Source organism: Winogradskya consettensis (assembly GCF_018332715.1).
In the GTDB taxonomy this organism is placed as follows: domain Bacteria; phylum Actinomycetota; class Actinomycetes; order Mycobacteriales; family Micromonosporaceae; genus Actinoplanes; species Actinoplanes consettensis.
On record NZ_BOQP01000008.1, the window covers coordinates 401566 to 425598 of the forward strand.

Annotated in this window: 23 protein-coding genes and 1 riboswitch; of the genes, 12 read left to right on the top strand and 11 right to left on the bottom strand. The window is 71.0% G+C overall.

Annotated elements, in window-relative coordinates:
• Positions 1-229 precede the first annotated feature (229 nt).
• Genes Aco04nite_RS10375 through mgrA form a run of 3 tightly spaced genes read right to left on the bottom strand, consistent with a single transcriptional unit; the run spans position 230 to position 2651 of the window.
• The gene (locus Aco04nite_RS10375) at positions 230-976 is read right to left on the bottom strand and encodes a nucleotidyltransferase domain-containing protein (protein WP_212996980.1); all 747 of its coding nucleotides are present in this window, start codon (positions 974-976) and stop codon (positions 230-232) included.
• Entirely contained in the window at positions 973-1644 is a 672-nt protein-coding gene (locus Aco04nite_RS10380; protein WP_212996981.1) for a nucleotidyltransferase domain-containing protein, read from the bottom strand. The genes Aco04nite_RS10375 and Aco04nite_RS10380 overlap by 4 nt, the downstream gene beginning before the upstream one ends.
• Positions 1645-1655: 11 nt before the next feature.
• Positions 1656-2651, bottom strand: a complete 996-nt coding sequence (gene mgrA / locus Aco04nite_RS10385) for an L-glyceraldehyde 3-phosphate reductase (RefSeq protein ID WP_280519330.1) — start codon at positions 2649-2651, stop codon at positions 1656-1658.
• 60 nt (positions 2652-2711) lie between these two features.
• Positions 2712-2806, top strand: a riboswitch (glycine riboswitch).
• 69 nt (positions 2807-2875) lie between these two features.
• Between mgrA and gcvP the strand changes: the two genes are divergently transcribed.
• On the top strand, positions 2876-5686 hold the full coding sequence (gcvP, locus tag Aco04nite_RS10390) for an aminomethyl-transferring glycine dehydrogenase (protein ID WP_212996983.1): 2811 nt from the start codon (positions 2876-2878) through the stop codon (positions 5684-5686).
• Positions 5687-6217: 531 nt separating this feature from the next.
• On the opposite strand, the gene Aco04nite_RS10395 is transcribed toward gcvP, so the two are convergent.
• Positions 6218-6418, bottom strand: coding sequence for a DUF5999 family protein (locus Aco04nite_RS10395; RefSeq protein WP_203835199.1), 201 nt, complete (start codon positions 6416-6418; stop codon positions 6218-6220).
• 121 nt (positions 6419-6539) lie between these two features.
• Between Aco04nite_RS10395 and Aco04nite_RS10400 the strand changes: the two genes are divergently transcribed.
• From Aco04nite_RS10400 to Aco04nite_RS10420, 5 genes are all read left to right on the top strand, one after another.
• Positions 6540-7784, top strand: coding sequence for a chorismate-binding protein (locus Aco04nite_RS10400; RefSeq protein ID WP_212996984.1), 1245 nt, complete (start codon positions 6540-6542; stop codon positions 7782-7784).
• Positions 7785-7808: 24 nt separating this feature from the next.
• Positions 7809-8303 (top strand): peptide deformylase, encoded by a 495-nt coding sequence (locus Aco04nite_RS10405; protein ID WP_212996985.1) that lies wholly within the window; start codon positions 7809-7811, stop codon positions 8301-8303.
• A complete protein-coding gene (locus Aco04nite_RS10410) occupies positions 8300-8944 on the top strand; it encodes a class I SAM-dependent methyltransferase (protein ID WP_212996986.1) in 645 nt (214 codons plus the stop codon). Before Aco04nite_RS10405 ends, Aco04nite_RS10410 begins: the two co-directional genes overlap by 4 nt.
• A gap of 137 nt (positions 8945-9081) precedes the next feature.
• The gene (locus Aco04nite_RS10415; protein ID WP_212996987.1) at positions 9082-10329 is read left to right on the top strand and encodes an MFS transporter; all 1248 of its coding nucleotides are present in this window, start codon (positions 9082-9084) and stop codon (positions 10327-10329) included.
• 230 nt (positions 10330-10559) lie between these two features.
• Positions 10560-10928: a hypothetical protein gene (locus Aco04nite_RS10420; RefSeq protein ID WP_212996988.1), complete on the top strand. Its 369-nt coding sequence runs from the start codon at positions 10560-10562 to the stop codon at positions 10926-10928.
• On the opposite strand, the gene Aco04nite_RS10425 is transcribed toward Aco04nite_RS10420, so the two are convergent.
• The 4 genes from Aco04nite_RS10425 to Aco04nite_RS10440 all read right to left on the bottom strand — a co-directional run bounded on the left by Aco04nite_RS10425 (position 10915) and on the right by Aco04nite_RS10440 (position 16296).
• Positions 10915-12063: an alanine racemase gene (locus Aco04nite_RS10425; protein WP_212996989.1), complete on the bottom strand. Its 1149-nt coding sequence runs from the start codon at positions 12061-12063 to the stop codon at positions 10915-10917. The two genes, Aco04nite_RS10420 and Aco04nite_RS10425, sit on opposite strands and share 14 nt — an antisense overlap.
• On the bottom strand, positions 12050-13654 hold the full coding sequence (locus tag Aco04nite_RS10430; RefSeq protein ID WP_244875868.1) for an IucA/IucC family protein: 1605 nt from the start codon (positions 13652-13654) through the stop codon (positions 12050-12052). Before Aco04nite_RS10430 ends, Aco04nite_RS10425 begins: the two co-directional genes overlap by 14 nt.
• Positions 13655-13662: 8 nt before the next feature.
• Positions 13663-15132: an IucA/IucC family protein gene (locus Aco04nite_RS10435; RefSeq protein WP_212996991.1), complete on the bottom strand. Its 1470-nt coding sequence runs from the start codon at positions 15130-15132 to the stop codon at positions 13663-13665.
• A 201-nt stretch (positions 15133-15333) separates the two neighbouring features.
• Positions 15334-16296, bottom strand: a complete 963-nt coding sequence (locus Aco04nite_RS10440; RefSeq protein ID WP_212996992.1) for an NAD-dependent epimerase/dehydratase family protein — start codon at positions 16294-16296, stop codon at positions 15334-15336.
• Between the two features lie 323 nt (positions 16297-16619).
• On the opposite strand from Aco04nite_RS10440, the gene Aco04nite_RS10445 reads away from it, so the two are divergent.
• The 5 genes from Aco04nite_RS10445 to Aco04nite_RS10465 all read left to right on the top strand — a co-directional run bounded on the left by Aco04nite_RS10445 (position 16620) and on the right by Aco04nite_RS10465 (position 20977).
• On the top strand, positions 16620-17525 hold the full coding sequence (locus tag Aco04nite_RS10445) for an ABC transporter ATP-binding protein (protein WP_212996993.1): 906 nt from the start codon (positions 16620-16622) through the stop codon (positions 17523-17525).
• Entirely contained in the window at positions 17522-18301 is a 780-nt protein-coding gene (locus tag Aco04nite_RS10450) for an ABC transporter permease (protein WP_212996994.1), read from the top strand. Before Aco04nite_RS10445 ends, Aco04nite_RS10450 begins: the two co-directional genes overlap by 4 nt.
• Positions 18238-19368 carry a sensor histidine kinase gene (locus tag Aco04nite_RS49560; protein WP_280519331.1) on the top strand — a complete coding sequence of 377 codons (1131 nt, stop codon included), beginning with the start codon at positions 18238-18240 and terminating at the stop codon, positions 19366-19368. The genes Aco04nite_RS10450 and Aco04nite_RS49560 overlap by 64 nt, the downstream gene beginning before the upstream one ends.
• Positions 19365-19976: a response regulator transcription factor gene (locus Aco04nite_RS10460; RefSeq protein WP_212996996.1), complete on the top strand. Its 612-nt coding sequence runs from the start codon at positions 19365-19367 to the stop codon at positions 19974-19976. Before Aco04nite_RS49560 ends, Aco04nite_RS10460 begins: the two co-directional genes overlap by 4 nt.
• A gap of 140 nt (positions 19977-20116) precedes the next feature.
• The gene (locus Aco04nite_RS10465) at positions 20117-20977 is read left to right on the top strand and encodes a sigma-70 family RNA polymerase sigma factor (protein ID WP_212996997.1); all 861 of its coding nucleotides are present in this window, start codon (positions 20117-20119) and stop codon (positions 20975-20977) included.
• On the opposite strand, the gene Aco04nite_RS10470 is transcribed toward Aco04nite_RS10465, so the two are convergent.
• On the bottom strand, positions 20974-21651 hold the full coding sequence (locus Aco04nite_RS10470; RefSeq protein WP_244875869.1) for a TetR/AcrR family transcriptional regulator: 678 nt from the start codon (positions 21649-21651) through the stop codon (positions 20974-20976). The two genes, Aco04nite_RS10465 and Aco04nite_RS10470, sit on opposite strands and share 4 nt — an antisense overlap.
• 87 nt (positions 21652-21738) lie before the next feature.
• On the opposite strand from Aco04nite_RS10470, the gene Aco04nite_RS10475 reads away from it, so the two are divergent.
• A complete protein-coding gene (locus Aco04nite_RS10475) occupies positions 21739-22578 on the top strand; it encodes an NmrA family NAD(P)-binding protein (protein WP_212996998.1) in 840 nt (279 codons plus the stop codon).
• Here the strand turns inward: Aco04nite_RS10475 and Aco04nite_RS10480 are convergent.
• Positions 22565-22756, bottom strand: a complete 192-nt coding sequence (locus Aco04nite_RS10480; RefSeq protein WP_280519332.1) for a ferredoxin — start codon at positions 22754-22756, stop codon at positions 22565-22567. The genes Aco04nite_RS10475 and Aco04nite_RS10480 overlap by 14 nt on opposite strands.
• Positions 22753-23976: a cytochrome P450 gene (locus Aco04nite_RS10485; RefSeq protein WP_212996999.1), complete on the bottom strand. Its 1224-nt coding sequence runs from the start codon at positions 23974-23976 to the stop codon at positions 22753-22755. The genes Aco04nite_RS10480 and Aco04nite_RS10485 overlap by 4 nt, the downstream gene beginning before the upstream one ends.
• Positions 23977-24033 lie beyond the last annotated feature (57 nt).

Consider the following 24033-nt stretch of genomic DNA (forward strand, 5'->3'; position numbering starts at 1 on the left):
TCATGGGGCTGGGCCAGACGCGCGGCCGGGGCGTCGAGCTCCGGGTTGTCAAGCTCGCTGGTGAACACGGGTCTCAGAGTAACCGCCCGATCGCGCTGACTAAATAACACCTAGGTTCCTAGGATGGTTTACGGGCAGTGCGCCGGGTCGCACCAGGACAGAAGGACGGCTTCGCCGACGACACACGAACAGAATTCGGCTCAGATTTCCCGGCGGGCGGGGCGTTGGGTCAGACGGTGGTCAGGCGGGTGGTGACCACGAGGTTGTGCAGGGCGGTGACGGCAGCCGGGTCGGGGTGGGCCGGGAGGGGGGAGCTGTCGCGGGCGGCTTCGAGCTCGGTGCGCAGGCGGGTGACGTCCTCAAGGAATTGCGGGCGCAGGGTGGCGGGGAAGCCTGAGTGTTCGGCGGTGAGTTTCAGGGCGATGAGGTCTGCGACGTACGGCGGGGTGTCGAAGGTGCGGAGGTCTGACTGGACCGTGCCTGTTCGCATGAGGTGGAGGCCGGTGTGCAGGACGCGGAGGGTGTAGAGCGCCGGTTTGATCTCGTTGGTGGTGTCGAGGAGGCGGAGCTGGGTGGCGGCGAAGCCCAGGTAGTGGTGGGCGTGGTGGCGGGTGATGAGGCCGGGGGAGAGGTCGATCAGGGCTCGGTGGGTGTCCGAGGTGTGGATGACCAGGGGTGAGAGCAGCTGTTCGAGGACGTAGCCGTTGCGGCTGTTCAGGAGGCGGGCGAATTTGAGCAGGTCGTGGCTGACCACGTCGAGTTCGACGCCGTCGCGCCAGGTGTCGGACTGCAGGGTTTCGGGGCCGGTGTGCAGGCCGAGGACCTCGGTGGCGCTCAGGAGGTGGGTGGCGCGCAGGTCGAGGTCGGAGTCGTGGGAGGCGAAGCCGTAGAGGTGGGCGCCGCTGACCGTGACGAAGATGGTGGGGTAGGCGAGCTGGACGGCGGTGGAGGCCCAGGTGGGGACGGTCGCGGTCACGTCAGGTTCCTTTCGCGTACGCCGTGGAGCAGCTCGTTGACGCTGGTGCGGTCGGGTTCGGCGGGCAGGGTGGTGGTGCGGTGGGCCTCGTCGAGGTCGGCGAAGAGGTCGTCGGACCACGAGACCACGGACGGCCAGTCGGTTCCACCGGTTTTGACGGCGAGGAGGCGGTCGCGGTGTGCGCGGACGTCGAGCAGGACGTCGCCGGTGCGCAGGACGTGGGCGCCGGCCATGAGGAGGCGGAGCATGTGCATGGCTTGTTTGCCGTTGGTCTCGCCGGTGTGCTCGCGGCGGGCGGCGACGCGTTTGAGCTGGTCGCGGGCGTACGCGCCGTAGGTGTGGGCGAGGTGGCGGGAGAGGAAGGCTGTGCGTACGCGGAGCAGGGCTTGACCGTCGGTGGTGATCTGCTCGGTGAGGGGTGACCAGAGCACTTCGAGGACGGTGGGGTTGGCCTGCAGGGCGAGGGTGCAGAAGCGTTCGATCTCCCAGGTGAACTGTTCGTCCCGGGGGCCGTCGAGGTGGGTCGGTGGTTTGTCGAGCTGCCAGAAGTCGCGGGTGGGTGCGGCGTACACGCCCCGGCGGTCGTGGTCGGATGCGGGGCCTTCGAGGCCGTACGCACGTGAGCCGACCACGACCGCCAGGATCGTGTGAGCGGGAAAGTCGGGCACAGCGCGAGTTGTCAGAGAGCGGCGACGGTGGCGTCGATCTCGGAGAGCTCACTCTCGGACAGGCGCAGGGTTTCCAGGGCGAGGACGTTGTTCTCGAGCTGGGTGACGCTGCTGGCGCCGATGATGAGGCTGGTCATGCGGGGGTCGCGCAGGGCCCAGGCGAGCGACATCTGGGCGAGACTCTGGCCGCGGCGCTTGGCGAGGTCGTTGAGGGAGTGCAGGGCTTCGAGGGTCTTCGGGTCGAGGGCGTCCTCGTTGAGGAAGCGGCTGGTGCGGATGCGGGAGTCGTCGGGGATGCCGTTGAGGTAGCGGTCGGTGAGCAGGCCCTGCTTCAGGGGGCTGAACGCGATGCAGCCGGCGCCGGCTGCTTCGAGGGTGTCGAGCAGGGCGTCCTCCTCGGTCCAGCGGTCGAGGATCGAGTAGGACGGCTGGTGGATGAGCAGCGGGGTGCCGAGGTCCTTGAGGACCTGGGCGGCCTGGGAGGTCTGGGCGCTGCTGTAGTTGCTGAGGCCGACGTAGAGGGCCTTGCCGCTGCGGACGATGGCGTCGAGGGCGCCCATCGTCTCCTCGATCGGGGTGTCCGGGTCGGGGCGGTGGTGGTAGAAGATGTCGACGTAGTCGAGGCCGAGGCGGGCGAGGGACTGGTCGAGCGAGGAGATCAGGTACTTGCGGGAGCCGTGGTCGCCGTACGGTCCGGGCCACATGTCGTAGCCGGCCTTGCTGGAGATGACGAGTTCGTCGCGGTAGGCCTTGAGGTCGGTGGCGAGCAGCCGGCCGAAGTTGGTCTCGGCGCTGCCGTAGGGCGGGCCGTAGTTGTTGGCCAGGTCGAAGTGGGTGATGCCCAGGTCGAACGCGCGGCGCACGATGGCGCGCTGGGTGTCGAAGGGCTTGTTGTCGCCGAAGTTGTGCCAGAGGCCGAGGCTGAGGGCGGGGAGGTTCAGGCCGCTCTTGCCCGCTCGGCGGTACGTCATGGTGTCGTAGCGGTTCTCTGCCGCGGAGTAGGTCACACACCACAGCCTAGGGACATGCTGAGGAAACATGATCACTGGTAGGTTTTCCGGTAGCCGAACAGCCGCGCGGGAGAGATCGCCAGTTCGTATGGCGGCGCCGAAGGGGCAAATCCTCCCCGGAACCTCTCAGGCAAAAGGACCGCGCTGGCAGGCGACTCTGAAATCCCTTCCTGGGGTGACAGAGGGGGAGGTTGCCTTGTCGACCTTTCCCGGGAGCCGCCATGACGTTCGCTAATCGCCACATCGGTGCTGATGGGGATGCCCAGGCCCAGATGTTGAAGGCCATCGGGCAGGCTTCGCTCGAGACGCTGATGGATGCCGCGATCCCTGAGGTGATCCGCTGGCACGAGCGGCTCGAGCTGCCCGAGGCGGCCTCCGAGGAGGAGGCGATCGCGGAGCTGCGGGAGATCGCGGGTCGCAACACGGTCGCGACGTCGATGATCGGTCTGGGCTATTACGGCACGTTCACGCCTGCGGTGATCCGGCGGAACGTGCTGGAGAATCCGTCCTGGTACACGGCTTATACGCCGTATCAGCCGGAGATCAGCCAGGGCCGGCTCGAGGCGTTGCTGAACTTCCAGACGATGGTGACGGACCTCACGGGTCTGACGACGGCGAACGCGTCGATGCTGGACGAGGGCACGGCGGTCGCGGAGGCGATGACGCTCGCGCGGCGGTCGTCGAAGAGCAAGAGCCCGGTGTACGTCGTGGACGCGGACACGTTGCCGCAGACGTTGAGTGTGCTGCGGACCCGGGCGGAGCCGCTGGGTATCGAGTTGACGCTGGTCGACCTGGACGGTGACGTGGAGTTGCCGGCGGAGTTCTTCGGGTTGCACGTGCAGTATCCGGGTGCGTCGGGTGCGGTGCGGGATCATGCGGCGCTGGTGGAGGCGGCTCACGCGGTGGGTGCGCTGGTGACGGTGGCTGCTGATCTGCTGGCGTTGACGTTGCTGCGGACGCCGGGGGAGATCGGGGCGGACATCGCGGCGGGGACGACGCAGCGGTTCGGTGTGCCGCTCGGGTTCGGTGGCCCGCACGCGGGTTATCTGGCGGTGCGGGCCGGGCTGGAGCGGTCGCTGCCGGGTCGTCTGGTGGGTGTGTCGAAGGACGCGGACGGCGCGCCGGCCTATCGGCTGGCGTTGCAGACGCGGGAGCAGCACATCCGCCGGGAGAAGGCGACGTCGAACATCTGCACGGCGCAGGTGCTGCTCGCGGTGATGGCGAGCATGTACGCCGTTTATCATGGTCCGGCGGGGTTGCGGGCGATCGCGCAGCGGGCGCACAACATGGCGCGGGCGGTGCAGACGGGGCTGGCGTCGGCGGGTGTCGAGGTGACGAACACGGCGTTCTTCGACACGGTGACGGCGGTGGTGCCGGGCCGGGCTGCGGAGATCGTGGCGGCTGCCGAGGCGAGCGGGATCAACCTGCGGCTGGTGGATGCGGACCGGGTGTCGATCGCGGCGGACGAGACGACGACGCCGGCGCACGTGTCGGCGGTGCTGGCGGCGTTCGGGGCGGCTGACGCGCCGGAGGTTGTCGACGGGATCCCGCGTGAGCTGCTGCGCGCGACGGATTACCTGACGCACCCGGTGTTCCATTCGCATCACTCGGAGACGGCGATGCTGCGGTACCTGCGCAAGCTGTCGGACCGGGACTATGCCCTGGACCGGGGGATGATCCCGCTGGGGTCGTGCACGATGAAGCTGAACGCGACGACGGAGATGGAGCCGGTGTCGTGGGCGGAGTTCGCGAACATCCACCCGTACGCTCCGGCGTCGCAGACCCAGGGTTATGAGGCCCTGGTGTCGCAGTTGGAGGGGTGGCTGGCGCAGGTCACCGGGTATGACGCGGTGAGTGTGCAGCCGAACGCCGGGTCGCAGGGGGAGCTGGCGGGTCTGCTGGCGATCCGTGGCTATCACCGGGCGAACGGTGACACGCATCGCGAGGTGTGCCTGATCCCGTCGAGTGCGCACGGTACGAATGCCGCGAGTGCGGTGATGGCGGGTATGCGGGTCGTCGTGGTGGCATGTGACGACATGGGCAACGTCGACCTGGCGGATCTGGACGCGAAGATCGAGAAGCACCGGGACGCCCTGGCGGCGATCATGGTGACGTATCCGTCGACGCACGGGGTGTACGAGAAGGGCATCGCGGACCTGTGTGGCAAGGTCCACGACGCGGGTGGTCAGGTGTACGTCGACGGGGCGAACCTGAACGCGCTGGTCGGGTATGCCAAGCCGGGCAAGTTCGGGGCGGACGTGTCGCACCTGAACCTGCACAAGACGTTCTGCATCCCGCACGGTGGCGGCGGTCCGGGTGTCGGGCCGGTCGCGGTCCGGGCGCACCTGGCGGCGTTCCTGCCGGGTGACCCTTTGTCGCAGGCCGCGGATACGCACGCGGTGTCGGCGGCGGCGCACGGGTCGGCGGGGATTCTGCCGATCTCGTGGGCGTACCTGCGGATGATGGGCCCGGACGGCCTGGCGGCGGCGACTGCCGCGGCGGTGCTGACGGCGAACTACGTGGCGGCGCGGCTGCGGGACCACTTCCCGGTGCTGTACGCGGGTAACGAGGGTCTGGTCGCGCACGAGTGCATCCTGGATCTGCGGCCGATCACGAAGGCGACGGGCGTGAGCGTGGACGACGTGGCGAAGCGGCTGATCGACTACGGGTTCCACGCGCCGACGATGTCGTTCCCGGTGGCGGGCACCCTGATGGTGGAGCCGACCGAGAGCGAGGACCTCGCCGAGCTGGAAAGGTTCTGTGACGCGATGATCGCGATCAAGGGTGAGATCGACCGGGTCGCTGCGGGTGACTGGCCGGCGGACGACAACCCGCTGCACCACGCCCCGCACACGGCGTCGGCGGTGACGGCGGACGAGTGGGACCACGCGTACCCGCGGTCGCTCGCCGGTTTCCCGGCGGGTGTGGACCGGACGTCGAAGTACTGGCCGCCGGTGCGGCGCATCGACGGTGCGTACGGTGACCGGAACCTGGTCTGCTCGTGCCCGTCGCCGGAGGCGTTCGAGGACTGAGCCGCGGCGAAGGCCGCGGTGAGGGCCGGCCGGTTCGCGCCGGCCGGCCCTCGCACGGTTGTCGTGGTGGGCGCAGGGCTCGGCTGCTTCGGCGGAGCCGGGCGTTCGCCGCCTGGTGTCAGGGGCGTCGCTCTCGGCTTCGTCGCCGGGATGCCGGGACTAGCTGTGCCTTACAGGTGTGACGGTGTCGCTGTGCCGGTCCGGGCTCGGGCCGGGTGGGCTCGGGCCGGGGCGGGCTCGGGCGGCGTATGCGGGCCGTCGGCTGGGGGCCGCCGGCCTGAGCCGCCCGTTGCGCTGCCGGTCTCGCCGGCCGCTGCGAGCGCTGGCTTGCTGCGATGCGGGCACCGGCTCGCTGGAGGCACCGGCTCGCTGGGAGCATTGGGCCCGTTGTGAGCATCGGGCCTGCTGCGGGGCTCATGGCGCCGGGTGGTTGGCTGAGCCCGGTGAGCGGGTCCGTGCGGGTCTGTGCGATTGTGGCTGCTCCGGTGACCCTGGTCGGGCCGCTCGGAGGATGCCGGGTCGGCTGGTGGGTCAGGCGGCGAGGGCGTGGCGGGCCGGGCCGCGGTGCGGCTCGATGACGCTGCAGTCGGGCAGCAGCTCGCCGGTGTCCTCGAAGACGATGACTCCGTTGCAGAGCAGGCTCCATCCCTGTTCAGGGAAGGTGGCCACGATACGGGCCGCTTCGCGGTCCATGGCCTCGGCGTTAGGGCAGGTGTTTTGGTGCTGGCACATCGGGGGATCTCCGGTAAGGGGTTGTGTTGTGCTTCACATCAACGGGGCCGAACACTACTCCTTCCGAACGATTTCGGCTGGCGCGGGTGATGGGGCTCCGTTGACAGAATCCACTGTTCAGATGTTCCACGGTGGGCGCCGATACGACCACTTTCCGACACCCGCGCAAACAGGTCCACCGGGTTCTCCGGCCTCCTGCCTGCACCGTCACCGTCCGTCATCCAGGTTCGAGTGGTACCTGTCCGACGGTGGTGACCCCGCAGAGCTTGTGACAGCCTGGCTCGCGGGCAACGGACTGCCGGTGCGAAACCTCATCCGTTCGGCCATCCCATTCCACCCGATCGATGAAGACACGGTCTGCGGATCTGCACTCTACGTGTCTGCGGCCGCCGGTTCGGTGATGGCCGGTGGGATGCCCGGCGCGGTCACCCCCGTCCCGGGAATCCCGGACGTGGCTGCGGTTCTCTACGTCCACCACGACCAGGGTACCCACTCTGGGAGCGGTTCCACCCCGACGCCCAGCGCTCACCCTGAGTCAGCTCCGCCGCCGTGGGAGCTCGGTTCGTGGGTGCCCAGCTGGACCCGTCAGGAACATGCCAATGCTGTCGGCGCGGTCCGCGCCGCGATCGCGCGGGGCGACGTCTATCAGGTCAACGTCGTCGGTCACGCCAGCGCGCCGTACACCGGGGATCCGGTCGCGGCCCTACAGCGGGTGACCAGAATCCCCGGCGCCCGGTACGGCGGGATGATGGCGGGCGACAATTGGCATATCGCGACGGCGTCCCCGGAAACCCTTGTCGAGATCCGCGCCGGGCGGGTGATCACCCGCCCGATCAAAGGGACCCGCCCGGCGACCGTGAAAGGGCGCGCGGAACTGCTCGCGTCCGACAAGGAACGCGCCGAACACGTGATGATCGTCGACCTGTCCCGCAACGACCTGGCCCGGCTGCCGGGTGTCGGTCCGGTCCGCGTCGACGAGCTTTTCGGCGTACGCGAATGGTCCGGTCTCTGGCAGGCCGAGTCGCAGGTGTCCGCGCCGATCACCGGCACCCTGGACCTGTCCGCGTTGCTGCGGGCCCTGTGCCCGGGCGGCTCGGTGACGGGCGCACCCAAACTCGCAGCACTGAACGAGATCGCACACCTGGAACCGGTCGGCCGCGGCGTCAGCATGGGCGCCCTCGGCTGGGTCGGCACCGACCACGTCGACCTCGGCCTGACCATCCGCACGGTCGCCGCGACCGAGGGCCGGCTGCACCTGTGGGCCGGCGGTGGCATCACCATCGACAGTGACCCCTGGGCCGAGGTCGACGAAGCCGCCGCCAAAGCCGGCCCGTTGCGCGCGATCCTGGCCGGGCCGGGCGTCTGATCGCGGGCCGGTAGATTTGAGGGCATGACTGTGCGCCCCATCCGCCTGTACGGAGACCCCGTCCTGCGTACCCCGTCCGACGCGGTGACCGATTTCGACGCCGCCGTGCGGGAGCTCGTCGCCGACCTGGAGGACACCGTGCGGGTGCCCGGCCGGGCCGGGGTCGCCGCCCCGCAGATCGGCGTGGGCGTGCGCGCCTTCTCCTACAACGTCGACGGCGTGGTCGGGCACCTGATCAACCCGGTCCTCAGCGACTTCGACGGTGAGCAGGACGACGAGGAGGGCTGCCTGTCGCTGCCCGACCTGGGCTTCGCGACACCCCGCGCGATGTCCGTCACCGCGTCCGGCTTCGACCAGGACGGCAAACCGGTGACGATCCACGGGACGGGGCTGCTCGCCCGTGCGCTGCAGCACGAGACCGACCACCTCGACGGCCGCCTCTACATCGACACCCTCACCGGTGACACCCGGCGCCAGGCCCTGCGTGAGCTGCGCCGGCTGCCCCGTGCGAGCGCGTGACCGTCCCCGACACGACGAGGCTGGCCCGGGAGTCGCTGGCCGCGGGTGACCCGACGGGCTGGTTCGAGCAGCTGTACGCGCAAGCCGGCGCGGACATCCCCTGGGACGTCCCCCGGCCCAGCCGCTACCTCACCGCCTGGGCCGAGGACAACGCGGTGACCGGCCGGGGCCGCAGCGCCCTGGTCGTCGGGTGCGGGCTGGGCCGCGACGCCGAGTTCCTGGGCGGGCTCGGCTTCGCGGTGACCGCTTTCGACATCTCCGAGACGGCGGTACGCACCGCACGTGACCGCCACCCCGGATCGCCGGTCTACTACGTGGTCGCCGACCTGCTCGCGCCGCCCACCCGCTGGCGGGACGCGTTCGACCTGGTGGTGGAGAGCAACAACGTCCAGGCCCTGCCCCGCCCCACGCGCGACCGGGCGATCGCGAACGTCGCCCCGCTGGTCGCCCCGGGCGGCACCCTGCTCGTCCTGGCCGCCGCGGCGGTGGACGCGCGCCGCGAAGGACCGCCGTGGCCGCTCGAGCGTGACGAGATCGAAGCGTTCGGCACCGGCCTGACCACCGTCGGCATCGAGCACCTCACCGACAACCCCGGCGAGACCCTCCGTGCCCGGTGGTGCGCGGAGTTCCGCAAACAGTAACTATGATCGTCGTTGTGTTCTCCCCGTGTAAGTCCTAGCTGTCGAGCTGCGACACGCGGGTGGAGTCTGCCCTTTTCCGGGAGTCCTCCGCGTGTCTGTCGAGCCCCTGACAGAGCACTCAGCGACAGGACTTCCTCGTGGACAACTCCCTCCCGGCGCCCCTGTGGCGCCGGCGCAACTTTCAGCTGCTGATCGGCGGGCGGCTGGTCTCGCAGGTCGGTGACCAGCTTCAGTTCCTCGCCCTGCCCCTGCTCGTCGTGGCCCTCACCGGGTCCGCCACCCAGGCCGGCGTCCTGCTCGGCCTGCAGACCGTCCTCTACCTGGGCTTCGGGCTGGTCGCCGGTGCGCTGGCCGACCGCTGGGACCGCCGAACCACCATGATCTGGTGCGAGGTCGGCCGTGCCGCGCTGACCGCCTCCATCCCCGTCGCCGCGGCGTGCGGCGCGCTCGGCATGCCGCAGCTGTACGCCGTCGCGGTCCTCACCGGTGCCCTCAGCACCCTGTTCGGCGCGGCTAACAGCGCGGTGCTACCGAACATCGTCACCAACGACGAGCTGCCCCGCGCGCTGGGAACGATCGGCGTGCTGTCCAACACCCTGCGCATTGCCGGCGCCTCGGTGGCCGGCGTCGCCTACGCCGTGGGGCGGACGTTCCCGTTCGCGGTCAACGCCGCCTCGTTCCTGGTCTCGGCCGTCGCCCTGCGCGGCATCCGCGCCAACTTCCACCAAGAACGGGCCGACCTCCAGCAGGAACGGGCCGCGACCGGCGTGTCGCCGCGGGCTCTTGTGGCCGAGATCGGTCAGGGGCTGGGCTGGCTGTGGCGTACCCCGATGATCCGGACCCTCGCCCTGATCGATGCGGCGGACAGCCTGCGCTACGGCGCGGGCTACCTGCTGATCATCGTGCTGGCCCAGCGCCTGGACGCGAACCCCGCCCAGGTCGGGCTCGTGTTCACCGGCGCGGCGGTCGGGGCGCTGCTCGGCAGCGTGCTGGCACCGGTCCTCACCCGCCGGTATCGGCTGGGGAGGCTGTCGATCGCGATGCTGTGGGTCGAGGCGCTGGCGTTCCCGTTCTACGCGGTCGCGCCGGTGTGGTGGCTGCTGCTGGTCGTGGCGTTCGCGGAGTCGGTGGTGTCGCCGATCTACAACGTGGCCCTGGACTCCTACCGGCTCGCGGTCACCCCGGACGCGCTGCGGGGCAGGGTCACCAGCGCGATCGACACGCTGACCACCGGCGGCGCGGCGATCGGGACGATGGCGGGTGGTGCGTTGATCGCGCTGCTCGGTGCGCCAGCGCTGACCTATGTCCTGGCCGGCTGGCTCGTGCTGCTGGCTCTCACGGCGACCCTGAGCAGAACAGTCCGCAGGGCCGGAGCAACGACGTGATGTTCGGAGTCTTTGACTCGTTTACAGGGGGACCTGGCCACGGGGCACGAAGTTGCGCCGGAACCGGCTGTGCCGCAACCTTCTGCGGCGTCAGATGTCAAGCCTGGACCAATCACGTCTGGCCAGGAAACACATGTTCTTCCCGTCAGACGTGATCGGCCGGATTTGACGAGCAACACCGCAGAAAGTTCTCGCATCCCGCTGTCCAGTGCAACATTCAGCCTCGCGGCATGGACTGCAAAGTGGCGGCCTTCGTGACACCGACCAGCCGGGCGGCCCGCGGCCTGGTTCGTCGTCACGCAGGGCCGCAGCTCGCGCTCGTAGGCGGCGAACCCGGCCCGGTGGTCGCCGGCGCACCGGGCCAGCTCGCGGGCGAGGACGCGGGCGCCGATCAGCGCCTGCGACGCGCCCAGGCCGAACGCTCGCCGGAGGTCCGCGAACACCTAGCCACGGCGCAGCGCCGGGGCCGCGCGGGACTCGGCGGTTCCGTGCCCCTGGCGTTGCTGAACGGACTGAGGCTGCAGTGGCTCGTCGATCCCGGGCAAGCGCCGTCCGTCGAGGACGTCGAGGACGAGCTGGACCGGTCTAGACGACGATGAACTGCGGGGCGGGGTGGCGCAGGAAGTCGTGGTGGGAGATGTCCCAGCCGTAGGCGCCGGTGCGGGCGAACAGCAGCACGTCGCCGATCCGCAGGCGGTCCACGGGCTGGTCCCGGGCGAGGACGTCACGCGGGGTGCACAACTCGCCCACCGCGTCCACACGCACGTCCGACACTGCAGGACGGTCCCAGGGGTACGGCCACAGCTCCCGCGCCACGACCGTGAACGGATGGCTGTAACCCCACGCGGCGGGGAGCCGGAAGTGGTGCGTGCCGCCGCGCAGCACCGCGAACCACGTGCCGTGCGTACGTTTCAGATCGATGACCTCGGCGGCGTACCAGCCCGCGTCGGCGGCGAGGATCCGGCCCGGTTCCACGATCAGCGTCACCCCGGGCGGCACGGTGACCCCGGTCGACAGCGCGTCCAGGTCGATCGTCGCGTCGCTGAGGTAGTCGATGCCCAGGCCCCCGCCGGCGTTGACGATCTCCAGGTCGACGCCGTGGCGCGCCGCGGCCGTCACCGACCACGCGAGACAGTCGGCGAGAAACCGCGCGTGCGCCGGGCCGTCGGGGTTGTTCGACACGGCGTGCAGGTGGAACCCCGCGATGCGGACGTTGTCGTGGGGCAGGGCGAAGAACTCCGCGAGCGCTGCCTCGTCGACACCGAACGGGGTCGCCGTGCCCGTCATCGCGTGGGTGCCGCCGACGGACGCGGTCGCGCGGTTCACGCGTACACACGCTGTCACCACAACCCCCGCGGCCGCGGCCAGCCGATCGAGCCTGCGCAGCTCCTGGCCGCTCTCGATGTTGATCTGCGCGCCCGCCGTGATCGCCGCGGCCAGCTCGGCGTCGGTCTTCGCCGGGCCGCCGAACACGATCTGCCGGGCGCCGGCACCCACGGCCAGCTGCAACTCACCCCCGGACGCGACCTCCAGGCCGTCACACACCGAAGCGAGGGTGTGTACGACGTCCGGGTGCCCGTTCGCCTTGACCGCGTACAGCAGCGTCGTCCCGGCCGGTAACGCCGCCCGCACCCGCGCGGCCCGGTCCCGCAACGCCTGTAGGTCATAGACGTACGCGCAGACCGGCGACGGCAGGCCGGCGAGCGCGGCGGCGACGTTCTCAGGCGCGGGCATGCAGGGGATTCTCCACGGGCAGGTACTCGTCGCCGCCCCCGGCCAGCCGCATCCTGACCAGCGCCTTGTGCGGGACCAGCGGCGCGGTGAACGCCGCATGATCGGCGCGGGCGACCGCACCGGGCACGTCGTACACCTCGTCGACGACCGCGCGCACGATCCGCCACGCCGCGTCCTCGGCCAGGCCGTGGGACTCGCCGAGCCGGATGACGAGCTCCCCGAGGTGTGCCTGGAACCCGGTGTAGCCGATCTTCGCGCGCAGCACGTCCTCGTCGTCGGTGCCGACCACCGATCCCGGCCACAGCTCCAGGGCGCCGGCCGCGGCACCGAGGCGTCCCGGGTGCAGCCGCAGCCCCGCGAAGTCCCGCAGCGCCAGCCGGTGCGGGACACCACCGAGGAACGTCGGCAGGCAGTTCTGCAGGTGCGCCTCGAACGCCACCCCGCGCATCGTGAGCCGCAGCAACGGCGGCAGGACCAGCCGGGCGTACGCGTCCAGGAAAGCCCCCGCCGCCGCCGTGCCGTTGATGCGTCCCGTGCCCGCGGCGAACTCCGCGACCAGTTTCGCGGCCACGAACGGCAAAGCCCCACCCGGCACCGCGTGTTCCCCCGGGAGCAGCCGGCCGGTCAGCCCGTCGCGCAGGATCGCGGCCATGTCGCGCCCCGAACCCGCCGGGACGGCCGCGCCCGCCGTCTCGGCCATCAGCAGCAGCCGGTCCATCCCCGGATCGCCGGCGACCAGGCGGTGCAGCAGTGCCGACACGGCCGGGCCGTTACGGGTGCTGGCCACCGAGATGCTGCGCCGCGTCGAGGTCACCTGGATGTCGAGGGACACCTTCACGTAGCGGCGGCTGCCGTCCGCGGCGGCGGGCAGCAGCAGGGTCCGCAGCGCCGCCGTCGGCACCGCGTCGAGTTCCGCGTCGAGGATCCGCACGTCACCCGCGTCGATCAGGTCCCGGTAGCGGGTGCGCAGCACGGCGTCGCGCTGCCACGCGTGCACGGGCTGCAGGCGGAATCCGGGCGCCACCTCGGGCAGCTGCGGGTAGGCCTCCCGCAGGGCAGCGCCGACGTCGTCACCCAGGTGCGTGTCGTCGCGCACGGCGAGGAACCCGAGGCGGGTGTGCCCGGCCTCCAGGTCGTGGGCGAGCACGTCGGAGGTGTCCCAGCCCAGCCGCGTACGCCCGCAGGGGTGCAGGTTGTGCCCGGCCACCGCGAGCCGTTCCCCGGCAACGGCCTGCGCGTCCGGATCGGCGGCGGCTTTTTGCGGGGGCCGGGCCATGGCGATGGCGAGGTTGACGACAGCGTTGCGCAGCTCGGCGGCGAGCCCGGCGGCCCCGGGCAGCCCCGGCGGTATGAGCTCCGCCGGGTCGTCCGCGCCGGAATGGGCGTACTCCACGCGATGGAACGCGTGGAAGTGGTCCCCGGGCGCGGCGTCGACGAGTCGTTCCCGGACCAGAGCCCCCCGCAACCTGCGCCCCACCACGTCGGCGGCCTCCGGCAGTGCCGCCTCGTACGCCGCGGCCAGCCCCGGTGCGTGCACAGCCAGCGCCGCACCCGCATGGGCAGCGGACACAGCCAGCCTGCCGGTAGTCACGCTGCGCGTCATGAGGCTCCCATCGGATTGTCCACGTACGCCCACACGTCGTCGAGAGGATCGGCGGCGAGCCGCATCGCCGTGGTGGCCTTGACCGGCAGTGGTTCGGTGAGCAGCGCCGCGGCGTCGGGGGTGCCTGCGGCGGCGATCGCGTGGGCGGTCGTGGCCCACAGCTTCGCCGGGTCGGCGCCGCCGCGTTGAAGGACGGCGATGAGCTGACCGGTGACCGTGCCGAGCACCGCGGCGGCGAGCTTCGTGCGCAGCACCACCGGGTCGTCGCTGGGCAGGTCACCCTCCAGCGGCGGGGCTTCGACACCGGCGGCGGCCAGGCGGCGGGGGCTGACCCGTACCCCGCCGAAGTCGCGGTAGACGATCCGGACGGGGCGCCTGCCGGCAAGCACGACCAGGGTGTTCTGGCCGTGGGCCTCCAGCGCGACGCCCCGGTCCAGGACGGCCAGCAGCGGAGGGAGCAGCAGGTGGGTGAGGTCGTGCCACCACGCGTACGGGTCGGTGGCGGCGTGGTGCAGCAGGGGCCGGCCGTCGTACGGGTCGGGGGCGGCCAGCGCGGCGAGGGGCACGATCGTCTCGCCGGGTCGCAGCCGGGGGGCTTCGCGGCGCAGGTGGGCCAGGTGCCGGTCGGGGTGCCCGTCGACGATCACCGCCCCGGCGCCGGTCTCGGCGAGGATCTCCAGCGGCAGACCGGCGGTGAGGGTGCGCAGCAGCGCGGACAGCCGGGGGCCGTTGTGCACGGCGGCCGGTGACACGGTCCGCACGGCGGAGGTCATCTGGATGTCCACGGCGGTCTTGACGTGCCCGGCGCCGGTGTCGACGGTGCGCAGCGACATCAGCGGGCTCACCGGGCCGGTCTCGCCGTCGGGCCGCAGCCACGGGTGGGTGTCGCGGAGCCGGTCGGCCTGCCACGGGTGGGCGAGCAGCACCGGGGGCCCGCCGCCGTACCAGCGGTCCGCGGGGACGCGGAGCTTGCGCAGGCGCAGGGTGGGCCGGTGCTCCGGGGCGTAGCGCAGGACGTCGGCGACGGTCAGGCCGGTGCGGGTGCGGCAGCAGGGGTGCAGCGGGTGGCCGTCCGGCACGAGCTGTTCGAGGGTGGCCAGGTCCGGGGAGGTGTCCAGCAGCGGCCGGTCGCCGGGCGGGGGCGGGTCGGCGTAGGCGAGGGCGAGGTTCTCCACGGAGTTGGCGATCTCGTCGCGGAACCCCCGCGCCCAGCCGAGCCGGGTCACCAGCTCCGCGGGATCGGTGGTGCCCGACACGGTGAGGCCGGGTTCCGGCACGGCGAAGGGCAGTGCGGCCCGCGCCGGATACTCGAGGGTCACGCCGAGCGGTTCGCGTTCGACGGCCCCGAGCAGCCGGGACATGATCTCCGCGCGGGCCCGGGGCAGGGCCCGGTCGTAGGCGCCGGTGAGGTCCGGGCGCAGGGTCGTCAGCTCGGCGCGGGTCCGGGCGCCGTCGGCGGTGGGCACGCGCTCATTGTCCGTCCTGGAACACCCCTCTCCCCTAACGTCCTAGGATGGCTTAGGGGGTGTGCTGCGCACACCACGATCAACTACAAAAAGGAATTCGACGACCCCCACCATTTGCTTTTGGGCAGGTCAGAGGGCTGCGAAAAGGGGTCGGCAGCCAACCGCTGCCGACTCCTCGCCCGATGATCTCCGTGGCGGATGTCACGACACGACAGTGGACTCCTTCTCCGGGCTCAGGCCGAGCGCGGGCCGGTCCGGGCGCCGCGGGGGCGTACCGCCCAGGGTCTGCATCCAGGCCCACGTGTCGGCGACGGTCTCCCGGATCGGGCGTGGCTTCAGGCCGGCGGCGAGGGCCTTGCTGACGTCGCCCTGATGCAGGAAGCCGTAGTCGGCGCTGCTGGGGGCGAGCCAGATCGGCAGTTCGATCCACGCCTCGATGCCGGCGTCGAGGATCGTCTTCTCGTCGGTCCAGCGCAGGTCGGCGTGCCCGCCGGTGAGCTCGTTGCCGAGGTCGAGCAGTTCTCCCATGGTGGTGTGCCCGGGTGGGCTGACCACGTTGTACGCCCCGGTGCCGGTGGTGTCGAGGACGAAGTCGGCGAGGTCGCGGACGTCGATGAGTTGCAGGGGCAGGTCGTGCGGGCCGGGGGCGAGGGTGGGGCCGCCGCGTTCGAGGCGGGTGAGCCACCAGGGCAGCCGGCCGACGTCCTCGTGGGGGCCCAGGACCAGGCCGGCGCGGGCGTGCAGGACGGGGCCGGTGAAGTGTTCGTCGACGGCGAGTTCGGCGCCGCGTTTGTGGTGGGCGTAGTCGTCGCCGTCGCCGGTGACGGTGGGGGCGTCTTCGGTGGCGCCGGGGCCGGTGCCGTCGGCGTAGACGCTGCGGCTGGAGATGTAGGTGTAGCGCCCGGCGTGGCCGTTGAGTGCTGTGGCGGCGTCGCGGACGGCGCCGGGGGCGGCGGACCAGGTGTCGATGACGTGGTCCCAGGTGCCGCCGGCGAGTGCGGTGAGGCCGTCGGGGGTGGTGCGGTCCCCGACGAGGGCGGTGACGCCTGGCGGTGGCCGGCGGTTGCCGCGGTTGAGCACGGTGATGTCGTGGCCGCGGGTGCGGGCGGCGTCGATGAGTGCGTGTCCGGCGAAGCCGGTGCCGCCGAGGATGAGCAGTCGCATTGCCCGACCCTGCCCGGTGCGGGCGGGTGGGGGAAGGTGTTTTTGCTGTCGGCAGAGCGGTGGTGTGCCCGGACGTGGTGTGCCCAGAGGTGGTGTGCCCAGAGGTGGTGTGCCCGGTGCGGACGTCCCGGTCGGGTGGCCAGAGGCGTCCCCGGACCGCACCGGGCACTGCGCTCAAGTGTGGAGGTCGGTGGGTGGGTTCGGCAGCGGCGTTGGTGCCCAGGTGTCGAGCCGATCATCCGATGGCACCCGTTACGGATGTCATGGGGTGAGGGTGACGTGTCACCCCTGCACCGGGGGGCGGGGGCGGCGAGGCTGGTGGCATGACGGAGCGGATGGCTGTGGAGCTCGACGGTGTGGTGAAGCGGTTCGGGGCGGTGACGGCCGTGGACGGGGTGAGTCTGGCGATCCGGCCGGGGGAGGTGGTGGCGTTGCTGGGGCCGAACGGGGCGGGCAAGACGAGCACGGTGGACATGGTGCTGGGGTTGTCGGAGCCGTCGGTGGGGTCGGTGCGGGTGTATGGGCGTGCGCCGCGGGAGGCGGTGGCGCTGGGGCTGGTGTCGGCGGTGATGCAGTCGGGTGGGTTGTTGAAGGACTACACGGTCGGGGAGACGGTGCGGTTGACGGCGGTGTTGTTCGGGCGGCCGCGGGAGCGGGTGGAGGCGGTGCTGGAGCGGGCGGGGATCGCGGATATCCGGGATCGCCTGGTGGGGAAGTGTTCGGGGGGTCAGCAGCAGCGGTTGCGGTTCGCGATGGCGTTGTTGCCGGATCCGGAGTTGCTGATCCTGGATGAGCCGACGACGGGGATGGATGTGTCGGGTCGCCATGATTTCTGGTCGGCGATCCGGGAGGACGCGCGGTCGGGGCGGACGGTGATCTTCGCGACGCATTACCTGGAGGAGGCGGATGCGTATGCGGATCGGGTGGTGTTCGTGCGGCGGGGGCGGGTGGTGGCGGACGGTACGGCGGCGGAGGTGAAGGCGCTGGCGTCCGGGCGTACGGTGCGGGCGACTTTGCCGGGTGCCGGGGAGCAGGAGGCGGTGTTGCGGGCGATGGCGGGGGTGGATTCGGTGGAGGTCCGGGGGGATTCGGTGCTGGTGCATGCGTCGGACACCGATGAGGTGGCGCGGTATCTGCTGACGCGGACGGCGGCGCGTGATCTGGAGATCGTGGCGCGGAACCTGGAGCAGGCTTTCATTGCGTTGACGAGTGACGAGGTGGCGGCATGACGGCGGTGGTGGAGCGGTCGTTGCCGCGGTTCGGCGGGTTTTCGCTGGGGATGATCGGGCTGGAGTTGCGGCGGATGGTCCGTAACCGGCGGACGGTGGTGTTCACGGTGGTGATGCCGCCGGTGTTCTATCTGTTGTTCGGTAGTAGTGCGTCGTATCGCTCGGAGCGTCTCGACGGTGGTGGGAACGTGGCCGGGTATGTGCTGGTGAGCATGGCGGTTTATGGGGCGATGCTGGCGACGACGTCGGGTGGGGCGATGGTGTCGGTGGAGCGGGCGGCGGGGTGGTCGCGGCAGTTGCGGTTGACGCCGTTGCTGCCGGGGGCGTACATCGCGGTGAAGCTGGTCCTGGCGATGATCATCGGGGCGGTGTCGGTGGTGGTGGCGCTCGTGGTGGGTGCGTTCACGGGTGCGGAGTTGCCGGCGGCGGCGTGGGTGGAGTGCGGGTTGCTGGCGTGGGTGTGTGCGCTGGTGTTCGCGGCGTTCGGGTTGTTCATGGGGTATCTGCTGCCCAGTGAGAACGTGTTGCAGATCTTGGGGCCGGTTCTGGCGGTGTTGTCGTTCGCGGGTGGGTTGTTCGTGCCGGTGGATCAGCTGGGGTCGACGTTCGCGCGGATCGCGGCGTTCACGCCGGTGTACGGGGTGGGGCAGATCGCGCGGTATCCGTTGACGCATGAGGGGAATTTATGGCTGGCGGCGTTGAGCGTGGTGGTGTGGACGGCGGTGTTCTCGGTGGGGGCGATGTGGCGGTTCCGCAGGGACACGGCGCGGGTCTGACGCCTGGGCGGCCCCGGTTCGTGTGGGTGTTCGCCGCGGTCTGGCTGTTCTATCTCGGTGAGAACTTGTCGGCGTTGCGGGCGCAGTCCGGGTGGGTCCGGGATGTGGGTCTGGTGGCGCTTGCCGGTTTCGCGGTGTTGTACGTGTTCCTGGTGGCGCGTGGCCGGGCGGTGAGTGGGCGGTTGCCGCTGGTGTGGCTGTTGCTGATGGCGATGCTGGGTCTGGCGGCGTTGCAGGTGCCGGGTGCGGGGTTTCATGCGTTGACGTGTGCGGTGTATGTGGGTGCGCTGGCGATGACGGTGCTGCCGGTGTGGCAGGCGGTGCCGTTCTGCGGGGTGCTGGTGGTGTCGGCGGAGTTGCTGGCGTGGCTGGTGCCGGGGTGGGAGGACAACGGGTACGGCTTGGCGGTGTTGCTGGGGTCGGCGGCGACGTTCGGGTTGCGGCTGGCGGGGGAGCGGCAGTTCCGGTTGCGGGCGGCGCAGCAGGAGTTGTCGGTGATGGCGGTGCAGAACGAGCGGGCGCGGATCGCGGCGGATCTGCACGACATTCTGGGGCATTCGCTGACGGTGGTGACGGTGAAGGCGGAGCTGGCGCAGCGGTTGCTGGATATCGATGTGGAGAAGGCGCGTAAGGAGTTGCAGGATCTGGAGGCTCTGGCGCGGGATGCGTTGTCGGATGTGCGGGCGACGGCGATGGGGATGCGGGGGATCTCGTTGCCGGGGGAGATCGCGGCGGCGCGGGAGGCGTTGAAGGCGGCGCATGTGGTGGCGGATCTGCCGGGGGCGGCGGATGAGGTGCCGTCGCGGGTGCGGGAGTTGTTCGCGTGGACGATCCGGGAGGCGGTGACGAATGTGGTGCGGCACAGCGGGGCGGGCCGGTGTGAGGTGCGGTTGACGTCGTCGAGTGTGGAGATCGTGGATGACGGGCCGGGTGCGGGGGTGCCGGCGTCCGATGGGCAGGGGTTGCTGGGGTTGCAGCGGCGTGCGCGGGAGGCGGGTGCGGTGTTGTCGGTGGGGCGTCGTGCGGATGGGCCGGGGTTCCGGGTGCGGGTGGAGGTGGTGTCGTGATCCGTCTGTTGCTGGCCGATGATCAGGCTCTGGTGCGCGGTGCGATGGCGGCGTTGCTGGACATGGAACTCGATCTCGAGGTGGTTGCCGAGGTCGGGCGGGGTGACGAGGTTGTCGCGGCGGTGGTCGATCACGGGGTGGATGTGGCGTTGCTGGATGTGCAGATGCCGGGTCTGGACGGGATCGCGGCGGCGCGGGAGCTGCACAGGCGGGTGCCGGGGTGCCGGGTGCTGATGGTGACGACGTTCGGGCGGGCGGGGTATCTGCGGCAGGCGATGGCGGCGGGGGCGAGTGGGTTCATCGTGAAGGACACCCCGGCGCGGCAGTTGGCGGATGCCGTGCGCCGTGTTCATGAGGGGTTGCGGGTGGTGGATCCTGCTCTTGCCGCGCAGTCCCTGGCGCAGGGGGATTCGCCGTTGACGGAGCGGGAGACGGATGTGTTGCGGGCGGCGTCGGACGGCGGGACGGTCGCGGATGTGGCGCGGGAGTTGCGGCTGTCGGAGGGGACGGTGCGTAACCATCTGTCGTCGGCGATGGGGAAGACGGGTGCGCGTACGCGTGCTGAGGCGGTGCGGTTGGCCCGGGAGAGTGGCTGGTTGCCTGTGTAGGTGCTGTGCGGACTTTAGGGTTTTTCCGGTGCAACCTTGCTGCACCCGTTCGGAACCGGGTTCTGCACTCGGCGGATTGAAAAGTTCCCCCTGTCAGCCGGTGAGCCGTCACCGGGAGACGGATCCGAGGGGGAACCACGATGTCCGCTGCGATTGTTACGCCGCTGTCCGCCCGCGAGCTCGATGTCCTGGTCCGGGAGAACATGCCGCTGGTCGGTCACCTGGTCCGGGAGATGCTGTTCAAGGTGCCGGCGCATGTGCATCGTGATGATCTGGCGTCGGCGGGGTATGCGGCGCTGGTGACGGCGGCGCAGGCGTTCGACGTGTCGCGGGGTGTGCCGTTCGGCCGGTTCGCGGTGCAGCGGGTGCGGGGTGCGTTGCTGGACGAGTTGCGGGGTCAGGACTGGGCGAGCCGGTCGGTGCGGGCCCGGGCGCGGCGTGCGGATGTGGCGCGGCAGGAGTTGACGGCGAGGCTGGGTCGTACGCCGGCGCCGCAGGAGCTCGCGGAGTTGCTGGGTGTGGGTGTGGCGGAGCTGTCGTCGGTGGATGACGATGTGCAGCGGGCGGCGGTGTTGTCGTTGCAGGGGTTCACGGCGGGTGCCGCGGAGGACCTGGTGACGGAGGCGTCGCTGAACCCGGAGGAGATGTTGCTGCACCGGGAGCGGATCGGGTATCTGCACGACGCGGTGTCGCTGTTGCCGGAGCGGTTGCGGTTCGTGGTGGAGGCGTCGTTCTTGCAGGAGCGGCCCCTGGCGGATGTCGCGGCGGAGCTGGGGGTGTCGGAGTCGCGGGTGTCGCAGTTGCGCACGGAGGCTTTGGCGTTGTTGAGGGACGGGTTGTCGCGGCACATGGAGCAGCAGGTGACGGCGTCGGCGAAGGGTGATGGTGTGGTGGCGCGGCGGCGTGCGGCGTATGCGGCGCAGATCGCGGCGCGCAGCACGATGTCGACGCGGTTGCGGGTCACGGATGTGCAGGGCGTCAGTGCCGTGTATGCGGCCTAGGTCAGGCGGTCCAGCCATTCCCTCAGCAGGGTTGTTTCGGCGGGGGTGAAGTCCGGCAGGTCGGGCAGGGCGGCGCGCAGGGTGACGGCTGCGGCGGCGGGCCCGGATGCTGTGGCGGGGGTGTCGGTGAGGATGCCGGCGCAGACCGCGTCCCAGGCGAGATCGGCCAGGGCGGGGTCCGGGTCGTCGAGCATGGTGAGGACGACTCCGGTGCCGGCGGCGCGGATCAGGGCGACAGCGCGGGCTTCGGGTACGCGTAGACGACCGGCCCGGGCGACGCGTTGCACCCGGCGGCGCAGGATGTCGCCGCCGGCTTCGGCGGTGGCTCGGCCCGCGGGGGTGGGGGTGCTGGTGTGCATGAGGCGGAACAGGGCGGGGTTGGCGAGCCCGAATCCGATGTGCAGGTCCCAGCCGGCGCGGAGTTCGTCGACGGGGTCGCCGCCGGTGTCGATGGGTGGTTTCTGGGCGAGGTAGCTCGCGAAGCCGTGTTCGGCGACGGCGTCGAGCAGGCCGTCCTTGTCGCCGAAGAGCCGGTAGATCGAGGGTGCCTGGACGCCGGCGGCGAGGGCGACGGAGCGGGTGGTGACCGCGTCGGGGCCCTGGGTGGCGAGCAGGGTGGCGGCGACGTCGACGAGGCGTGCGCGTACGTGGTCCCGGGTTGGCTGCTCCTTCACGTTTCCGATGATAGCGGATTCTTGCTATCGCCGTGATTCCAGTGTTAGCGTGATTGGCGAAACGCTGATATCACCTGGAGTGTCACCATGATCGTCATCACCGGAGCGACCGGTGCCCTCAACGGCGCCACCGTCGACCACCTGCTCACCCTCGTCCCCGCCGCGCAGATCGCCGTCGTGGCCCGCGACGTCACGAAAGCCCAGCGCTTCGCGGATCTCGGCGTCGAGGTCCGCCACGGCGACTACGCCGACCCCGCCGGTCTGCCCGCCGCGTTCGAGGGCGCCGACCAGCTGCTGCTCGTCTCCTCCAGCGACCCCAAAGCCGACGCGGTCGCCCTGCACGGCGCCGCGATCGACGCGGCCGTCGCGGCGAAGGCCGGCCGGATCCTCTACACCAGCCACCAGAACGCCCTGCTCGACACCGCGTTCAAGCCGGGCCGCGACCACGGCGGGACCGAGCAGCTCCTCCAGCGGTCCGGGATCGCGTGGACGTCGCTGCGCAACGGCTTCTACGCGCACAGCCTCGCCTGGATGACCGGCCCGTGGCGCGAGACCGGTGTCATCGCCGTCCCCGGTGACGGCCCCGTGTCCTGGACCGCCCGCGACGACTCCGCGCAGGCCGCCGCCGTGATCCTCGCGGCGGGCACCGGCTTCGACGGTCCCGTCACGATCACCGCGAACGCCGCACCGACGTTCGCCGAGCTCGCCGCCACCGCGTCCGAGTTGGCCGGCCGCAGCGTCGTTGTGGAGCTGCTCGACGACGACGCGTGGCTCGCCGCGCAGGTCGCCCGGGGCACCCCGGAGTTCATGGCCCGGTTCCTGCTCGGCTTCTACCAGGCCGCCCGGCGCGGCGACTTCGCCGGCGTCGACCCGCTGCTCGCCACCCTGCTGGGCCGCGAACCCCAGCCCGCGACTAGTTTCCTGTGACCCGCAGGGCCCCGGACGGGCACAGCAGCACCGCCCGCTGCGTCAGTGCGGGGTCCGGGTCGGACTCGTCGATCAGGACCACGAGACCCTCGTCGTCCTGATCGAACAGGTCCGGCGCGGTCAGCACACACATCCCCGCCCCGACACACACGTCCCGGTCCGCGGCGACCCCGCTCACCACGTCACCGGCAGTTCGGACAGCCCGTACACGATGGAGTTGTCGCGTTTCGGCAGGTCCGCGGGGTCGGCGGCCAGGCGCAACCCGGGCAGCCGGGCCGCGAGCCCGGTCAGCGCGATCCGCAGCTCGGCGCGGGCCAGGGGCTGCCCGATGCACTGGTGCACCCCGAACCCGAACGCGAGATGCTGATGCGCCTCCCGGTACGGGTCGAACTCCTCCGCGTCGTCGAACACGTCCGCGTCCCGGTTCGCCAGCGACAACAGGGCGGTGACCGGTTCCCCGGCCCGGATCCGGCGCCCACCGACCTCGACGTCGCGGATCGCCTGCCGGGGCAGGCCCTGCCGCACGATCGTCAGATACCGCAGCAACTCCTCCACCACCGCGTCGGCCTGCGCGGGGTCGCCGCGCAGCCGCTCCCACACGTGGGGGTGCTGCAGCAGCAACAGGACACTGAGGCCGATCATGTTCGCGGTGGTCTCGTGCCCGGCGATCAGCAGCAGCAACGCCATCCCGATCAGCTCACCGACCTCGAGCTCCCCGGGCCGCACCCGCTCGGTGATCAGCCGGCCGAGCAGGTCGTCGCCCGGCGTCGCCCCGGCACGTTTGTCCTCGATGAGCCGCCCCAGATACGAGCGCAGCCCCGCGACCGCGTCCCGCACGGCCAGGGGGTCGGCGCTGCGGTCGAGCAGGACCACGCTGCGCTGCTGGAAGAACGCATGATCGGCGTACGGCACCCCGAGCAGGTGGCAGATCACCAGCGACGGGACCGGCAGGGCGAACCCGGCCACCAGGTCCGCGGGGCGCTGCCCGGCCTGGAACGCGGTCAGGGCGTCGTCGACGACCTGACCGATCAGCGGTTCGATCCGCCGAATGTTTTTGATCATGAACTCGGCGGTCAGCATCCGGCGCAGCCGCAGATGCTCCTCCCCGTCCATCCGGATGAAACCGCCACGCCGGCCCTCCGCGGACTGTGGCGGCGACTGCCGCAGCAGCGGGAACCCGGGCCGGGCCGCGTCGGCGCTGAACGCGTCCGAGCGCAGCATCTGCTTCACATCGCGATGCCGGGTGACCAGCCACGTCCACCCGCCGGTCGGCAACTTCACCCGCGTCACGGGCCCGTCGAGCCGGCGCAGATCAGCCCCGGTCACCGGCGTGAACGGGTCGTCGCCCGGGCTGAGGAACGGGAACAGCGGCAGCCGGTCGGTCAGCACCTCACCCACGGAACCCTCCCCAACTAGTCAACGCACCGTGCTGGCTTGCACGCGCTACGTTAACGC

What these genes read in the sequence shown, in the direction of transcription:
- gcvP (WP_212996983.1), top strand. Translation starts at nt 2,876, where the DNA reads ATGACGTTCGCTAATCGCCACATCGGTGCTGATGGGGATGCCCAGGCC.
- Aco04nite_RS10395 (WP_203835199.1), bottom strand. Translation starts at nt 6,418, where the DNA reads ATGTGCCAGCACCAAAACACCTGCCCTAACGCCGAGGCCATGGACCGC.
- Aco04nite_RS10400 (WP_212996984.1), top strand. Translation starts at nt 6,540, where the DNA reads ATGTTCCACGGTGGGCGCCGATACGACCACTTTCCGACACCCGCGCAA.
- Aco04nite_RS10405 (WP_212996985.1), top strand. Translation starts at nt 7,809, where the DNA reads ATGACTGTGCGCCCCATCCGCCTGTACGGAGACCCCGTCCTGCGTACC.
- Aco04nite_RS10420 (WP_212996988.1), top strand. Translation starts at nt 10,560, where the DNA reads ATGGACTGCAAAGTGGCGGCCTTCGTGACACCGACCAGCCGGGCGGCC.
- Aco04nite_RS10425 (WP_212996989.1), bottom strand. Translation starts at nt 12,063, where the DNA reads ATGCCCGCGCCTGAGAACGTCGCCGCCGCGCTCGCCGGCCTGCCGTCG.
- Aco04nite_RS10440 (WP_212996992.1), bottom strand. Translation starts at nt 16,296, where the DNA reads ATGCGACTGCTCATCCTCGGCGGCACCGGCTTCGCCGGACACGCACTC.
- Aco04nite_RS10445 (WP_212996993.1), top strand. Translation starts at nt 16,620, where the DNA reads ATGACGGAGCGGATGGCTGTGGAGCTCGACGGTGTGGTGAAGCGGTTC.
- Aco04nite_RS10450 (WP_212996994.1), top strand. Translation starts at nt 17,522, where the DNA reads ATGACGGCGGTGGTGGAGCGGTCGTTGCCGCGGTTCGGCGGGTTTTCG.
- Aco04nite_RS10465 (WP_212996997.1), top strand. Translation starts at nt 20,117, where the DNA reads ATGTCCGCTGCGATTGTTACGCCGCTGTCCGCCCGCGAGCTCGATGTC.
- Aco04nite_RS10475 (WP_212996998.1), top strand. Translation starts at nt 21,739, where the DNA reads ATGATCGTCATCACCGGAGCGACCGGTGCCCTCAACGGCGCCACCGTC.